Source organism: Pseudoalteromonas sp. R3, from assembly GCF_004014715.1.
GTDB lineage: Bacteria > Pseudomonadota > Gammaproteobacteria > Enterobacterales > Alteromonadaceae > Pseudoalteromonas.
Map to the genome: position 1 here is coordinate 3,644,499 of NZ_CP034835.1, position 18,262 is coordinate 3,662,760.

At 55.8% G+C, this 18,262-nt stretch carries 3 protein-coding genes; all 3 read left to right on the plus strand.

The annotated features are described in order from the left end of the window. Nucleotides 1-2 precede the first annotated feature (2 nt). Genes ELR70_RS25775 through ELR70_RS21100 form a run of 3 tightly spaced genes read left to right on the plus strand, consistent with a single transcriptional unit; the run spans nucleotide 3 to nucleotide 18,243 of the window. Nucleotides 3-953, plus strand: coding sequence for a polyketide synthase dehydratase domain-containing protein (locus tag ELR70_RS25775; protein WP_277749884.1), 951 nt, complete (start codon nucleotides 3-5; stop codon nucleotides 951-953). Further along, nucleotides 863-12,703, plus strand: coding sequence for a non-ribosomal peptide synthetase (locus ELR70_RS21095; protein ID WP_277749885.1), 11,841 nt, complete (start codon nucleotides 863-865; stop codon nucleotides 12,701-12,703). Before ELR70_RS25775 ends, ELR70_RS21095 begins: the two co-directional genes overlap by 91 nt. After that, a complete protein-coding gene (locus ELR70_RS21100) occupies nucleotides 12,598-18,243 on the plus strand; it encodes a thioester reductase domain-containing protein (protein ID WP_128064707.1) in 5,646 nt (1,881 codons plus the stop codon). Before ELR70_RS21095 ends, ELR70_RS21100 begins: the two co-directional genes overlap by 106 nt. The last annotated feature ends 19 nt before the right edge of the window (nucleotides 18,244-18,262 follow it).

Sequence of the window (18,262 nt, forward strand, 5' to 3'; positions counted from 1 at the left end):
GGATGGGGTTTGCGGCAAACTCGCTGGCTTCTGTCAAAGCACAACTGAGCCAGTTTGTTACCGGTGAGGCTGGCGACTGGCACTATAGTAAAGTTGCCACCACTGCAGAGCACAGCGAAGTTACTCACGAAACACTCGCTGCGCGCATAACCGGCTGGGTACAGGGCGATGTCATCGACTGGCAGGCCAACTATGGCAAACTCAGCCCGCAACGTATTAGTTTGCCTGCCTACCCGTTTGAGCATAAACCTTACTGGCTCGACGCGGAAGACGCTGCGCAGCCCTCACACCTGCATCCACTGCTGCATCGCAGTATACCGGCGCTGGGTGAGCTGATCTTTGTCAGTGACTTTACAGGCAATGAATACTTTCTACGTGACCATCAGGTGCAGGGCCAGGCTATGCTGCCCGGCGTCTGTACGCTTGAAATGGTCCATGCCGCCATGATCTTGTCGGGCCAGCTGGCGGATAACCAGTCGCTGCGCCTGAGTCAGGTGAACTGGCGCAGGCCGGTGATCATCGACGCTCAGAGCGGCCCGGTTTATTTGTCACTAAAACAAACCGGTGATCGGGTAACATTTGAGTTATACCGTGAAGAACACGTATATGCCAGTGGTCAGGTTGAGGTCACAGAGCACAGCGTCACAACGCGCGCCATCGAAGCACTGTCTGACGCCTGTACAGTCACAACCACAGAGTTATATCAGCAATTTAGCGCAGCAGGCGTTGACTATGGCCCGGCTTTTCAGCGCATCACCACATTGTCTGTGGCAGACCAACAGGCACAGGGCGAACTCAACCCGGTTATTGCCCCCGACTTTGCCTTTGCCCCGAGCTACTCGACAGCGCCCTGCATTCCCTGCTGGGTTTTGCACAAGATCCCCGCCCGGGATTGCCCTTTGCACTGGAACAGGCTGAATTACTCACGCCGCTGCCATCGGGTAAAACACTGATAGCCTGTGCGACCCAAACCACCCATGCTGATGCCAGCAGCCAGAAGTTTGATGTCGATATCTGCGATGAACAAAGTGCGGTGTATGTGCGCCTGCGTGGATTTTCGACCCGCTCAATGGCGCACGATACCGATGCGACCCAGCTGTTTTCCGTACTCCCTGGCTGGCAGCATCTGACAGCACTGCCACCTGCTGAAACGACTCAATACCGCTTTGATTATCAGGGTCCTGCGTCACTTATGCCAGCCTGGTGCTCAGACTCGGCGGAGCCTGCTGATCACCTGTTGTGGGTCGCCAAGGACGAGTACGCAGAGCCACTAAAACTGTTTACTCACCTGAAAGCCCTGATCGAACAAGGTAAAGGCACAGAGCCGCTGGCCATCACTTTACTTACCTTCCAGACACAGCAAGTGTATGACGAAACCGTCGATGCACACGGCGCCGGGCTGATTGGATTGCTGCAAAGTGTGGCTCAGGAATACCCACGCTGGCACGTGCGCATTGTCGATTTAAGTGCTGAATGCAAAGAAGAGACAAGCCACTGGCAACAGACGACTCGCCTGCCTGCGGGCTTTTATGCACATCGTAGCGACATTTGGCATACCTTCAGCGCCTGCGAGCACACCTACCTGGATTCAGGACAGTCAGCCTATCGCAAGAATGGCGTCTATCTGGTGCTGGGCGGCGCAGGGGGCCTGGGTCAGGTCTGGAGTGAATGGATGATCCGCCAGCATCAGGCACAAGTTGTCTGGGTTGGTCGTCGTGCGCTGAATGAAGACATAGAGCAGGCCATCGCGCGGCTGGGTGAATTGGGCCCTGCACCGCAGTATATTCAGGCCGATGCCTGCGATGAAGCGGCCATGCGTGCCGTGATGCACACCATTGAGCAAGACTATGGGCAGCTCCATGGCGTGGTACATTCTGTGTTGCATCTGGAAGATCAGATCCTGGCCAACATGCACGACGCCCAGTTCCTGAGAGCTTATCAGGCCAAACAGGCCAGTGGCGAAACCTTACTGAGCGTGTGTAAAGACCGGTCGCTCGACTTCGTCCTGCTGTTCTCTTCAATGCAGTCTTTCTCGCCTGCCCCCGGCCAGAGTAACTATGCTGCGGGCTGTCAGTATCTGGACAGTCTGGCCCGCTCCGCCAGTACTGAACTGCCCATCAAGGTGGTTAACTGGGGTTACTGGGGCGGCGTTGGCCGGGTCAGCGACCCGTATTATCAGCGAAAAATGCGCCAGGTCGGGATTGGCTCTGTCGACGCGCAATCAGGCATGGCGGCACTGGCAAAGTTCATGTCCTCAACGCTGACGCAGGTCGGTGTAGTGAAAATGACACCAGAGCGGGCACAGGCGGCGCTGGTGCGCAGCAGCTATTCTTCAGAGTGCAACTATAACGTATTTCAGTCTGAACAAGCTGCACCTGCGCTGACACTCGATACCCAACCTGCTGACACCGAGATCTTTTATGCGTTGTGCCAGGCACTTATCAGTGCAGGCTGGCAGCATCCGGCTGAGCGCACCGATGCGCTATCAGCCTTGCCGGATTACTTTGAATTATGGTGGCAGGAAACCGCCCGCTACCTGAGCGAGGCCGGTTTGCTACAAGACGACGCGCTTACTCTGCCGGAGCTTCCAGCCGAGCAGACTATGCTGGCTCAGGAAGATTATGCACTGCTCAACGCAGCGCTGGCGGCACTGCCCGAGATTTTATCCGGCCAGCGTAAAGCTACTGATGTGCTGTTTCCCGGTGGCTCACTGGCGCTGGTCGAATCGGTATATCGGGATAACCCGGTGGCCATGCACGCCAATCAGGCGCTGGTTACTCAGCTTACCCGCTATCTGGCAGGTTTAGGTACGCAGCCCATTAGAATTCTGGAAATTGGCGCAGGCACCGGCGGCACCACGCGTACTGTACTGCCCGAATTGCGCACTTTTACTGTCACTGAATACGCTTACACCGACTTGTCGCAGGCCTTTTTCAGTCATGCAAAAGCACAATTTCAATCGGACTATCCTTTTGTGCAGATGGCCTATTTTGACGTCAGCAAGCCACTTGCTGAGCAACACATTGACTTAGCCAGCTATGACGTGGTGATTGCCACCAATGTGCTGCACGCCACCGCAGACATGTTAACCACACTGCACAACGCCAAGGCCTGCCTGAAGCGCGGTGGCCTGCTGTTGATCAACGAAGTCACTCAGCCGTCGCTGTTTACTCAGTTGACCTTTGGCCTGCTCGAAGGCTGGTGGCTGAGCAAAGACACCACACTGCGCCTGCCAGGCTCTCCTTTATTGTCGCAGCCACGCTGGCAACAGTTACTGAGCAGCAATGGCTTTGAACTGGCAACCTCTGCCACAGACGCTCAATCACCACAGCAAGTGCTGTGCGCGCAAAGCAATGGCCATTTGGTGCAGCAACGCTCAAAACCGGCTCAACAAACAACACCAATTTCAAACCACAATACGGCAATGCAACAACCCGAACAGACACAGACCGACTCGCAGCCTGCAACAGACAGCGCAACCCTGAGCGATTTCGTCGCCCAAACCCTCGCAGGGATCGCCAGCCAGGCACTGAGCATGACAGCGGATGAATTAGACCCGGATGACTCGTTTGCCGATTACGGCGTGGATTCGATCCTGGCCATTCAGATCCTCGATGAGATCAATGCCCACTTCAACCTAAGTCTGCCGCCAACTTTATTGTTCGATTTTCCGTCCATCGCGACGCTGAGTAAACACATAGTGGCTGAGCACAGCGATAAGGCAATAGCCCTGATGCACAAAACGCAGCCAGCCATGGCGACTGCGCAACAGGCTGCACCTGTATCGGTGCAACCCGCTACAGATGAAGTAAAACCGGCTCACAAAACCAGTCATAACAACGCAGACAAAATTGCCATCGTGGGCATGAGTTGTCAGTTTGGTGATGCCAGCAATGTCGACGAATTCTGGGAAATGCTGAGCAACAAGCGTACCTCGGTGCGTGCCCAGCAGCGCTGGGATTTAAGCGACTTGTCACCCGACGCACAAAACTGGTGTCGCTACGCCAGCCTGCTGGGTGACATCGCCAGCTTTGACGCGCCGTTTTTCTCCATCACACCACAAGAAGCTGAGGTGATGGACCCGCAGCAGCGACTGTTTTTGCAAGAAGCCTACCGGGCGCTGGAAGACGCTAACATGATCACCCGCGCTGCCGGCAGCAATACCGGCGTTTATCTGGGCTGCGCGCAGGGCGACTATGCCTCGCTGGCACCCCAGGATGCCCCGGCGCAGTTGTTCTGGGGCAATGCTGGTTCAGTGATCCCGGCACGGGTTTCTTATTATCTGAACCTCAAGGGGCCGGCGCTGGCCATAGACACCGCCTGTTCGTCGTCACTGGTGGCCATGCACAGTGCCTGTCAGGCGCTGAAAAACGGCGAAATTGACGCGGCACTGGCCGGGGGCGTTGCCACCTTGTGTACCCCGCAGTTTTCACAACATGCCGGTAAGGCGGGCATGCTCAGTGCCGATGGCACCTGCTATACCTTTGATGACCGGGCCAATGGCTTTGTGCCGGGTGAAGGTGTCGGTGTGGTGGTGTTAAAGCGCCTGAGTGATGCCGAGCGTGATGGCGACCATATTCTGGGGGTTATTTTAGCCTCAGCCACCAATCAGGACGGCACCACCAGCGGGATCACAGCGCCCAGCTCAGTTTCTCAGCAACAGTTACATAGCCGTATTTATGAGCAATTTGATATTGCCCCTGACTCTCTGAGCCTGATTGAAGCTCATGGCACCGGGACCAAGCTGGGTGACCCCATTGAATTTCAGGCCCTGACCCGGGCATTTCGTACAGCGACCCAGCGCAGCCAGTTCTGTGCACTGGGATCGGTCAAAACCAATATCGGCCACTGCCTGACCGCCGCAGGCGTCGCCGGTGTGATCAAAACGGTGCTGGCCATGCAGCACAAAACCATTCCGGCTTCACTGCATTATCAGCAGGGTAATAGCCATATCGACTGGCAGGATACGCCGTTTTATGTCGCCCGGGAGACGCAACCCTGGAGCGTGCCGGATGGCCAGCCGCGACGCGCCGGTGTCAGTTCATTTGGTTTCAGTGGCACCAATGCCCACCTGATCCTCGAAGAATATCAGCCGACAAAAACCGCAGTGCAAGCAGGCAGCGCACAGCCGGTGATCATCGCACTGTCGGCCAAATCTCCCGAGGTGCTGCGCGACAAAGCCCGTAAACTGGCAGGCTGGCTCGCTCAGGCACAACTGGATGACAGCGCACTTGAAGCGCTGGCGTATACGCTGCAAAGTGCGCGTGAAGCTATGGACTGTCGTATGGCCTTTGTTGCCGAAACGCTGGCCCAGGTACAAAACCAGCTGAATGACTTTGCCAATCAACAAGCCGGTACCTATAAACAGGGCAACAGTAAACAAGGTAAAGCCATTTTAGCGGCGCTGGATAAAGACGATTTTAACCGCTGGACGCAAGCTGGTGAGCTGAACAAGCTACTCGCTTTATGGGTGGTCGGTGCCGAACTCGACTGGTCTGCATTTTACGCCTCTCAGCCGACCTTACTGCGCCTGCCGACCTATCCGTTTGCCAGCACACCATTCTGGCTCAGCGGGGCACCCAAACTCACCCAGGTGAACCCGCAACCGGCCCCGACTACCATCGCAGAAGATTCATTGTTACACCTCATCCCGCAGTGGCAACCGCTGGATGTGACTTCACAGGCAAGCTGGTCTGGCAAACGCCAGGTCATCGCGCTGGCGCCACACAACGAGATACCAGATGCCATTGTGCTGCAAGATACATCGGGTGACACAGCACAGCGAATTGAGACGCTGACCATTGCTCTGATTGCACACATCAAACAGCTTGCCAGCACCACTGAGCCTTTGCTTATCCAGCTGCTCGTGCCTGCGAACGACCCCCTGCTGATGGCGCTGGCAGGGGTACTGAAAACCGCCGCACTAGAACATCACCTGCTGAGTGTGCAGCTGATACAAAGTGATACACCTGCACAATCTGCGGCGCACCTTGTTCAGGCAAGCCAGTATACCCAACACAAAGTACTGCGTTTTATTCAGGGTCAGTGCGAGATACAAACGCTGACGCCACAACACAGCGATGTGCCCGCTTTGATGCCGTGGAAAGAAAATGGCTTGTATCTGATCACCGGCGGCCTTGGCCAGCTGGGTCAGTGCTTTGCCAAAGAGATCCTGACTCAAACCCGCCATGCTCAGGTGATTATCACAGGTCGACGCACCGCACCTGAGTCGCTCAGTGAGCTGGGAGATACAAGCCGAATTCATTATTACCAAACCGATATCAGCACTCAAACCCAGTGTGCTGAGCTGCTTAACCGCATTGGTGCGCAGCACGGTGCCCTGACCGGAATTTTGCACAGCGCCGGTGTGATTGAAGACCAACTGATTGCGATCAAAACTCCGCAGGCAGTCCAGCGCGTGCTGGCGCCCAAAGTCTCTGGGGTGATGGCACTGGATGAGGCCAGCAAAGCACTTCCGCTGGATTTCTTTATCTGCTTTTCATCCATTGCAGCGTGCTTTGGTAACCCGGGTCAGGCCGATTATGCCACTGCCAATGCTTTCCTGGATGCTTATATGAGCAAGCGCCAGCAATGGGGTGAGCAAGGTCAGCGCCATGGTCTAAGCCTGTCGGTAAACTGGCCGCTGTGGGCACAAGGCGGCATGCAAATGGACGCCGTTAAGCAAAGTTTGCTGCGCTCGCAGGGCTTTACTGCTATGCCTGATAACATTGGTTTGAAAGCCTTTTATCAGCTGTTTGCCAAGCCGCACACGCAACAGTGCTTTTTATACGGTAACGCGGACAAACTGATGCGCTGGACAAATCCAGCTGCCAAGGTTGACACCCAGATACCGGCATCACATAACACGGCAGCACTGAGTGATAGTGCTTTAATGGACCACCTTAAAGCCGTGGTGGCGCAAGTCAGTAAACTGCCGGTGGAAGAACTCGACAGCGAACTCGACTTCCGGGATATGGGCTTTGATTCCATTATGCTGATGTCCGTCGTACAACAGCTTGAGGCCGATCCTCAGCTTAACCTGGATGCCCTGCCACCAGCATTGTTATTTGAGGTGAAAACCCTCAACCAGTTGCATGCTTACCTTGTTAAACAGCAACCCAATATCGCCACGGTGCAGGTAACACACCAAGAGCCGCTCAGCCAACAAACGCTGACAGGTCCACTGCCGCTGTCAAAAGCCCAGCAGGGCCTGTGGCTGCTGCACAAGCAAAACCCGACGCTGTGCAGCTACAATATCCCGCTGGTATTCGAGCTTGCCAGTCTGGATGTTGCCCGTATGCAACAAGCGCTGGACAGTCTTTGTCAGCGCCACCCGGTGCTGCGCCTGCGTATTCACGAAACGGATGGCCGACCCACGCAACAGATCCACCCGGCCACAATCCGGATTGAACAAACGTCTCTGGCACCGACCTCTAAGGCTGCCCTGACTGACGCAATTCAACAGACCATTGCGGTGCCTTTTGACCTATCAGGGCCATTGCTGCGCGCAAGCGCCTGGCAAGTGGCGTCGGGCGCTCAGTCACGGCATGTGATGGTGATTGTGCTGCACCATCTGATCATTGATGGGGTCTCCGCCACCCAGCTGCTGTCTCAGTTGTGGCAGGCCTATCATGAAGGCGCACCAGCGGCAGCGCCCGACCAGGGCTTTTTCGACTACCTTGACTGGGAGCAGCAGCTGCTGGCCAGCCCAAGTGCAGATACGCTGAAACACTTCTGGCAGCAGTCTTTAAACCCTGTGCAGACACCGCTGGCCCTGCCCGGAAAACGCACAGCGCAAGTAAGCCCGGACGAGCCAAACAGTGCGCGCGTGACGCTCAGCTTGCCAGCCAGCACGCAGCAGCAACTCGGGCAGTTTTTAACCCGTCACAAACTCAGCACCTCAGTGTTTTTCTTAACCGTGTTTCAGGCGTTACTGAGCCGCCTCACTGGTCGCAATGAGCTAATACTGGGCACGCCTGTGATGCAACGACCCAAAGCCAGTATGGCGCAGTCGTTGGGTCTGTTTGTGAATCAATTACCACTGCCGCTGACCCGCAATAGCAGCACAAATTTTGTCGGTCAGGCACGGGCGAACCAGACACAACTGGACGCCGTGATCAGTCACAGCGCCCTGCCCTTGTCTGAGCTGCTCAGCGCCGTCAATGCGCCGCGTATACCGGGTGTTCACCCGCTGTTTCAGATAGGCTATGCCTGTCATAACTTTATTCAGGCCGACTGGGTCGAAGACAATCAGGCGCTACTGGGCGCGCTGTGGCAAGAATTCCAGCAGGATGCTGAGCTGGACCTGAGCCTGGAGGTCACCCCGCTGGGTGGCGCCCATCAGCTGGCCTTTAAATTCGCGACCCGCGCTTATGAACGTCATACCGTGCAAACACTCGCGGATAATTATGTGCGGCTGCTGGAAGACGTGCTGCTTAGCGGTGACTTACCACCCGATGGTCAGCCACAGACACCGAATGTAAAACCCGCTACTTTGGTTGACAGCTTCACCTTACAGGCCGCGCAGCACCCAACCCAGACGGCGGTCTCGTTTGCCGGTACCACGCTGAGTTATCAGGCACTGGAGCAGCAGGCCAACCAGCTGGCCCATACCTTAATTGCCAAAGGCGCGCGGCCTGGCAGCCGGGTTGCTTTGCTGTTGCGCCCGAGTGTGGAAATGATAGTTGCCATGCTGGCGGTGCTGAAAACCGGCAGTGCCTACGTGCCGGTGGACCTCAGCTCACCAGAGGACAGAGCCCGCTTTATTTTGGCCGATGCCGATCCGGCGCTGGTACTGACGAGCGACGATCTAACACTGCCGGTCACGCACAGCCAGGCGTACCGACTTAGTGACTGCCTGCAAAGCAGCACTATGGCACCCGTCACCGCTCCGGGCATAGCGCTGGCACCGCAGGCGCTGGCCTATATCATTTATACCTCGGGCTCAACAGGCCAGCCCAAAGGCGTGCTGGTTGAACATAGCAACATTACCGCTTTGCTGAACAACACCCAGCCAGGGTTTGGGTTTAATGCCCAGGATACCTGGTGCCTGTTCCACTCGTTTGCGTTTGATTTCTCGGTCTGGGAGATCTGGGGCGCGCTGGCCCATGGCGGCAAACTGGTGATCGTGGACGATGCCTGCAAAAAAGACAGTGCTGCGTTCGCACGCTTTATTCACGACAATCAGGTAAGCATTTTAAATCAGACACCATCGGCGTTTTACCCGCTAATGACGCATTTGCTGGCACACCCGACGCTGACACGCTCTCTGCGTACCGTGATCTTTGGCGGTGAAGCGCTTGAGCTGAGTAAGCTCACGCCCTGGTTTGAGGCAGCACAGCCGCTCCCCAAGCTGGTCAACATGTATGGCATCACAGAGACCACAGTACACGTCACCGAGATGGAAATTACCCGCGAGCTGGTCGAACAGAACCCGGGCAAGAGCATCATAGGAAAGCCGCTGCCCGGCTACCGCCTGTACTTACTGGATGAACTGCAAAGTCCTGTCGCGACGGGTCAGCCCGGCGAGTTGTACGTTGGAGGCTGTGGCGTCAGTCGGGGATATCATCAAAGAGCGGTACTGACCGCTGAGCGCTTTATGCCTAATCCGCTTGCCGGGCAAAGCGAGGAGCGCCTCTATCGTACCGGCGACCTGGCACGCCTTAATGGGCAGGGTCAGTATGAATATCTGGGTCGCTGCGACGATCAGGTTCAGATCCGTGGGCACCGCATTGAGCTGGGCGAAGTACAACACGCCCTGCTAACCAACCCGGCCATTCAGGATGCCTGCGTGCTGGCTGCCAGCAAACGTCATGGTGACGTACTGGTGGCTTACCTGGTCACCCAAATGCCGCTTTCCGATGAAGCCATTCGTGGCGAGTTGTTAAAGCTTGTGCCCGAATACATGGTGCCGGCGTATTTTGTCTCAGTACCCGCAATGCCGCTGACCAACAATGGCAAAGTGGATAAACAGGCGCTGCTCAGCCAGTTGCCACTTAACTCACACACCGCGCAGGCCGCCCTCTCAACTTTGGAAGCAAGCCTCAGCGCAGCCGTACCGGAGCGAAACTTACAGGCCGAGATTTCGGCCGTCTGGTGTGATGTGCTGGACGTGAGTCAAGTTGCGCCGGATGCACCCTTTTTCACGGTTGGGGGCGACTCTCTGCTGGCCAATGTACTGGCCACCAAACTGAGCGCCAGGTTCAATATCGACCTGCCGCTGACGGAGGTGTTTCAGTACAACACCATTAACGCTCAGTACGATTATTTATCGACCAAAGTCACCAGTCCGATTGCAGCGCCTATACGAGCACCAGAGCCGGTGCGCCCTGCAAAGCCGACAACCGCCAATCAGGCCATTGCTATGATAGGCTTGTCCTGTCATTACCCGAACTCCCCCGACGCGCAGACATTCTGGCAAAACCTCATTGAAGGCAACAACCTGGTTCGCCACAGCCACAGAGCCGAGTCAGACGCGTCTATGATCTGGCTCGATACCTGGGTAGAGGGCCAGGATGCATTCGACCCCGGCTTTTTTAATCTCTCGGAAAAACAAGCCCGCACCATGAGCTATGCACAGCGCCAGCTGCTACTGCACGCCTGGAAAGCGGTGGAAGATGCTGGCTATCGCTGTGACCAAATGCCCAACACCGGCGTGTATATTTCCGCCTCTGGCGGCGACCTGACCGATCTTAACCTGTATGACAAATTCAGCAACGGGGAGTTTGTCCTCAATGCCGAGGACTATGTTGCATCGACGCTGAATCAGCCCGGCACGCTGGCAACCAGTATTTCCTATCATCTCGGCCTGACCGGCCCGAGCCTGTTTGTGCACTCCAATTGCTCTTCATCCCTGAGCGCCCTGGCACTGGCCTGCTCGGCACTCAAAGCCGGTGACATTGACTATGCCATTGTTGGCGCAGCCTGTTTATTCCCGCAGCGCAGCACAGGATACAAAATAGAAAAAGGCCTCAACTTTGCCCCCGATGCGCGCTGCAAAGTCTTTGATGCTCAAGCCGATGGCATGATAGGCGGCAATGGCGTCTCTGTGGTGGTGCTCAAACGGGCCGATGAGGCAACCCAGGATAGCGATCACATTTACAGCCTGATTAAGGCGGTGAAGGTGAACAACGATGGTAATAACAAGGCCGGTTTCTTTGCCCCGGGCACGGAAGGCCAGATGCAGGTGATCACCCGGGCACTGCAAAGCGCCGATGTTTCACCGGCAAGCATCAGTTATGTCGAAGCCCATGGCACCGGCACCGCACTGGGCGACCCCATTGAGTTTGCGGCACTGCAACAGGTTTATCAGCCGCATAGCGAAGCAAAACAATATTGTGGACTGGGCGCCGTAAAATCGAACCTGGGCCACACAGATACCCTGGCAGGGCTTACCGGACTGGTGAAAACCAGCTTGTCGCTGCACCACAAACTGCTGCCAGGCACCTTGCACTACAGTGAGCCGAATCCACATATGGACCTGGCTAACTCGCCGTTTTATGTCGTCGACAGCACGCGCTTGTGGGAAACCCCTTTGCTACCAAGACGAGCCGCGGTCAGCTCATTTGGAATTGGCGGCACCAATGCCCACGCCATTTTGGAAGAAGCACCGGTTGCGCAAACACAGAATACATTGAGCAGCCAGCCTTCCATCGTAGTGCTGTCGGCAGCCACACCAGAGGTACTGCAGCGTCAGGTCAGTGAGCTGTTGAACTGGCTTGAGCGTACCCTGTGCGATGATGCACTAAGAGTCAGCCTGGCCTACACCCTGCAAACCGGTCGCCAAGTGATGGCGCATCGCGCAGGCTTTGTGGTGTCTTCTCTGAACGAGCTTAAGACTCAGCTGACGAATTACCTGGCAAGGAGTGAACAAACACCTTTGAACCCAGTTCCCGCTGGTACACCGGCCAGCTGGCTGGCACAGGGCAACTATCAGGCTATTCTGAGTCACTGGCTGGACAGCGGCTTTGAGGACTGGGACTTTATGTATCAGGATCAGGCAATCAGCAAACTTAGCCTGCCGACTTATCCCTTTGATCTGAAGCCGTACACACTTGGCCTGAGTCAGACTCAAACAGAAGAGCTGGTCCCATGCACGCTGAGCGTGCCAAAGTGGCGCACCCAGCCTGTGATTACAGACAATGAGACAGCTGCGCCCGACAGCACGGCGTCACACTGTGTAGTGCTGTGCGACCTGCCGGAGTTGGAAGTCGCCGGAGCCATCACCCAAGTGCTTAGCTCAAGCCACTACGCACCGGAGCAGCAGGTCAGCGACTATGGAATTCAGCTGCTCGACATCATACAGTCTCTCGCGAAAACCAGACAGCCGACCTTGCTACAGCTGGTGATAGGCAACACTCAGGCCGAGCCACTGGCTAACCTCAACAGTTGCCTGCACGGCCTGCTGAAAACCGCCAGCATTGAACACCCTATGCTGCGCACACAGCTGTTGCTGGTAGACCCGACACTGAGCTCAGATACGCTGCACACTCTGCTGAGAGATAACCGCAATGCGCCCGACTCCGTCATTGCTTATCAGGGCACGGGCCGCACAGTACTGGACTACCAGCCAGTGAGCGATGTGAACCCGATCAGTGCGTGGCAGCCCGATGGCGTGTATCTGATCACCGGCGGGCTCGGGGGATTGGTCGTCACTTTATTGCCGAACTGGCCGCTTTGCCGTTTGCCACCACAGTGGTCGTGACAGGTCGACGAGCCGCCGACGACACTCAGATACAGTCGCAGCTGCGCAACCTTAAGCAAGGTCAGGTGCAACTGGTTTATCGTCAGCTGGACGTGGCTCAAAAGATGAATACCTTGTTGCTGGTGCGCGACATAGTGCGCGAATTTGGCGCGCTCCACGGTGTGATCCATGCCGCTGGCATAGTGCAGGATACCTTGCTGTGCAACAAAACACCGACCTCCTTTGCGCAAGTGCTGGCGCCCAAGGTCACGGGCGTGGTGGCGCTGGATGAGGCCACCGCGGATCTGCCGCTGCGCTTCTTCGCCTGCTTTGCCGGGCTCAGTGGCGTACAGGGCGCGGCCTCTCAGGGCGACTATGCCACGGCCAATGCGTTTCTCGACAGCTATATGCAGCAGCGTCATGCCCAGGTTGCCAGCGGTAAGCGCCATGGCCTGAGCGCCAGTATCGACTGGCCTTTCTGGCAAGACGGCGGTATGCAGCGCAATGCCCAGTTTGCCCATACGGATGCGGCAATGCCCACCAACAGTGGCATAGACGCTTTTTACCGAGCACTGCGCCAGCCTCAGACGCTGGTGCAATATACCCCGGCCGACACAAACCATGAGCAAGTCAGTGACTCCGCTACACCAGCGGCCCAGTTTAGCAGTGAAGCCGCGCTGGACGCTGCGCTGACAGAGCAGCTGAGCACTATGGTGGCGGCTTTACTCGGCGTGCAACCAGACACACTGGATGGAGATACCGACCTGGGCGAGTTTGGCGCGGATTCCATTGCCTTTATTACCTTTATCAATCAGCTCAACAGCCGCTATCAGCTTGAGCTGTCACCCAGCGTGTTGTTTATGCACTCGACCCTGAACAGCCTCAGAACCCATATTATCGCCGAGTATGGCGATATGCTGATCACTAGCAGCACAGTGACGCAAACAAGCTCAACGGATACAGCAGCAGAACAAGTCCCGGTGAATACCTCAAACGATGAAGCGATTGCCATTATTGGGATCAGCGCCGCCTTCCCCGAAGCGAGTAACCTCGACGAATTCTGGCACAACCTGAGCACAGGCAAAGACTGTGTAACCCGCCACAGCTGGCCACAACCGCAAGACAGCGAGCTCAGCTGGCCCGGCGAAATTAACTGGCTGGGCCGCCTGCGACGCGACACCGAGTTCGACCCCTTATTCTTCAATATTGCCCCAGCAGAGTGTGAGCGCATTCAGTTGCAGGAAAGCCTGCTAATGATGCATGTCTGGCAGTGTATTGAAAATGCCGGATACGATCCAAAATCGCTGGCAGGCACCAGCACCGGGTTATTTATTGGTTGTCAGTCTGGATATCACGAAGGGCTGATCACCTCCCCGGCATTTGCGCCAAACCGTATGAGCTACTTCCTCGACCTGCACGGCCCGAGCGAAGGGATAGATACCACCTGCTCATCATCGCTAGTGGCCGTACATAAGGCCATGGCAGCCATTCGCATGGGTGAGTGTGAGCAGGCCATTGTTGGCGGCGTCAATATCATAGACACCCCCACCGCCTCTATGGCCATGCAGGAGATAGGTGCGCTGTCGCCGGATGGACGATGCAAAACCTTTGCTGCCGATGCCGATGGCATAGTACGGGGCGAAGGCGTTGGCATGATCATGCTGAAAAAGCGCTCGGCAGCCGAGCGCGATCAGGACGCCATTTACGCCACATTGCTGGGCTCAGCGGTTAACCATGGCGGTAAATCACAAGGCTTTACCGTGCCCAATGCCCGGGCACAAACTCAGCTGCTGGATAAAGCCTGGCGCAACGCCAACATCGACCCGGCCACACTCAGCTACATCGAGTGTCATGGCACCGGCACCACACTCGGCGATCCGGTTGAACTGGATGCGCTCAAGGCAGCCTTTAATACACATCAGTGGCCAGCCCGCTGTGCGCTGGGTTCAGTGAAAAGCAACATAGGCCATACCGAGATTGCGGCGGGTATCGCCGGGCTTATCAAGGTTGTGCTGCAACTTAAGCATCAGACCCTGGTACCATCGCTCCATGTGCAGGCACTTAACCCCTATCTGGCACTCGAGGATACGCCGATCACGGTACAAACCCAAGCGCAGCCCTGGGAGCAGGGCGATACACCACGGCGGGCAGCCGTCAGTGCCTTTGGGATCAGTGGCGTGAATGCCCATGTGGTGCTCGAAGAGTATCAGCCGAACATCACTGAGCAACACACAGCTTTGCCAGACTCGCCGGCGATGGTGGTGCTCTCGGCCACCAGCAAAGCGGCGCTGGGACAAAAAGTCACTGAGCTTGCCAATCATGTTGCGACTTTGCCAGACACGCCGCAAATACTGGCACAACTGGCCGCGACCCTAGCACAGGGCCGCACCGCGCAGGCGTACAGACTCGGCTGGGTGGTGTCCTCACTGGACGAGCTGCGCACAGCCCTGAGCGAGGCCGTGCCTGATCAGGCTTCCAAGGTCAGCAATAACACCAGCGAGCAGCTAACAGCTGAGCAATTGCTGACACTGCATCAAACTCAGGAATATGCCGCCATAATACGCTTGTGGCAATCCGGCAAAGTCGTGAGCTGGCAACCGCTTTACCCAACTTCTTTACCAAAACTGCACCTGCCTGGTACGTCTTTTATCAGCAAAAATGTGATTGAGGCTGAACAAACAAGTCCCTGGCTGCTGCTCGACAACCAATTTCACCCGGCTGCACTGACTCTGCCTAAGGACTGGCAGACGCTACTGACAACACAGCTGGCACACAGACATATTTTGCTGGTATCAGACACCCAGGCGCAGCTTGAAACACTTAGTAAGCCGCTACATGCAAGTGGCTGTAAGGTGACTTCGCTGTGCTTTGAGCAACTGGATAACTCAGCGCTGGATCCAGAAGATCTGCCGGATACCATCTTTGTGCTGGGCTGTGGTTCATTGCTTGAGCCGCAGCAGCAGATAAAACCCCTGTTCGAGCTGATGCAGCTAACCGCCCGTCACGACAATCACACGATGCAGCTGTTTTATGCCACTCAGACCGACTCGCAAATTGAAACCCGGGACGACCTGAGTGCCCTGCTACGTTGCTACAACCTGCGCAATCCGCAGCACAGCTGGATGTTAGTTGAGCAGCTCGGTGAGGCTGCTTGTCTGGGCGAATTGTTGCTACAGGAGTTTGCCAGTACCTTACTGAGCATAACCGAGCATCAGCCGAATCAGGTGCAATACCGCGATGGTGCGCGCTATGCACTGCAACTAACACAACTGCCGGACGCAAGCGACACAGTTAAGCCTGAGTATGAAATACGTCACGGCGGTACTTATCTGATCGCAGGGGCACTGGGCGAACTGGGTATGGCACTGAGCCAGCGCTTGCTGGAAGACTTTGATGCGACCCTCATCTTACTAGGCAGGCGCGATGAGCAAGCCGTACAGCCACAACTGACTCAGTTCAGAGGAAAAGGCACAGTGCATTACCTGGCGTGTGATATTGCCGACGCCCAACATCTGGCATCACTCAGCGACTTACTGAACGACAAATCACTAGAGCTCAACGGCGTGTTTCACCTCGGCACCACCTACACGGAAGAAGAAAACGACTGGGCCGACTTTGCCCGCTCAATGCAGGTCAAAGTGCAAGGCACGCAGCAGCTGGACTCCCTGCTCAGCAACTGTGAGCTGGACTTTTTTGTGCTGTTCTCTTCTATGGCCGTGTTTGGTAGCCTGAATCATCTGTCTTACTCATATGCCAATGGCTTTCAGAACGCCTTTGCCCGGACCCGAAATCAGCAAGTGGATAAGCAACAGCGTCATGGTCAGACTCTGGCAATTAACTGGGGCTACTGGCATTCAGATGATCCGCTAAAAAGCATTGAAAACAGCTTTGCCGAGAAAAAGGGCTATCAGCTGATCCAGATGCACGATGCCTTTGCACAACTGCCCAAGCTGCTCAGCACCAAGCGCAGCACCCTGGCGGCCATTTGCACCACAGAGCCGGAGCGCATCATGCATAACACAACGGCACTATTACAGCGTAAACGCCTCCTACAATCCCGCCTTGAACACGGTTCAGAGGCAGTAACTGAGGCGTCTCAGGATATCGCTGGCACTGTGGTGAGCATTGTTGGCCAGGTGCTGGGAATAGCTCCCGATGAGCTGGATCTAAATTGCGACCTGTATGATTATGGCTTTGACTCTATCTCATTGCTGAAAACCTTCCAGCAGCTCAAGGCCCGGCTCAATATTGATATTCAGGCCGATGCCTTTAAGAACATGAATACCATTCAGACACTGATCGACGAAATCGACAAGGCCCATGGCCAGGTTCAGCATGAGGACGACGCTTCGTTACCTGAGTTTATTGTCGATGCGGGCATTGACTTGCCGACGCTGCCCGATGAGATAGTGCATGCCTATGAGGGCGACGTCCGCAATGTGCTGCTCACCGGAGCAACCGGCTTTTTAGGCAGTCACCTGCTGGCAGAGCTGCTGGCCACCACCAAAGCAAAAATATACTGCCTGGTACGCGCCGACAGTGTAGAGCAAGCCCTCACTCGCATTGCCGATAATGCCAAGCAGTATGCGCTGACTCTGGATCTGGAGCGCATCGTGCCTGTCCCGGGAGATATGGAGCAATCCCGGTTAGGCGTATCCGATGAGCACTGGGCACTGCTGTGCCGGGACATCCAGCATGTGGTCCATACGGCGTCTTATGTGAACCATATCCAGCCCTACTTTGCCTTTAAAAAGTCGGTGGCTGGTACCAATGCCCTGCTAACACTGTGCTGTACGGACACGCTGAAGATGATCCACTTTGTCTCCAGCACCACCGCCAGTACCCAGATAAAGGATTCCCACTTCTCAGTAAACCCGCGTGAGTCTTTTATTCCAACAGATGAAGCAGCCTTGCTGTGCAGCGGTTATGGTCAGTCGAAATGGGTGCAGGAAGAAAACATTCGTCAGGCATCACACATAGGTGTGCCCTACACGGTTTACCGTTTTTCAGAAATCTCGGGGTCATCTAAAACCGGCATTGGTAACACGGATGATGTCTTCCACCGTATCCTGAAAATGATGCTCAGCATTGAGGTGCGCCCGACTGAAAGTCCTTACATGCTGGATATTATTCCGGTTGACCGCGCAGCTACCTGTATTGTCGCGGGCATGAACGACCCACAAAAGCGCAACCAGGTCTATCACGTGGCCAACCCAGCGCCACTGAGCATTGCGGCCTTTTATGACTTTGCCACTGAGCGGGGTTTACGCTTTTCGCAAACAGATAAAGCCGAGTTTATTAGTGCCTGTGAAGCCTACGCGGCCCGGCGTGAGGGCAAAGATCAAGTCATTATGCAGGGTTTATTGTCATCACGCCCCGGCTATGACGAATACCTGTTTGAAGCCTATTTTATGCCGATGGACCCGTATGATAAGGACAACTTTATTGCGCTGACAGAGCGCTATGACATCACGCTGGGTGACTGGGAGCGTTTGTTTGATACTTACTTTACCCAGTGGCTGGAAGACAGACACTATCGGGAGATCTGGCAGGAGAGTTAAGGAGATAACAAAGCGGGCT

Coding starts and splice junctions, on each gene's coding strand:
- ELR70_RS25775 (WP_277749884.1), top strand. CDS start 3: ATGGGGTTTGCGGCAAACTCGCTGGCTTCTGTCAAAGCACAACTGAGC.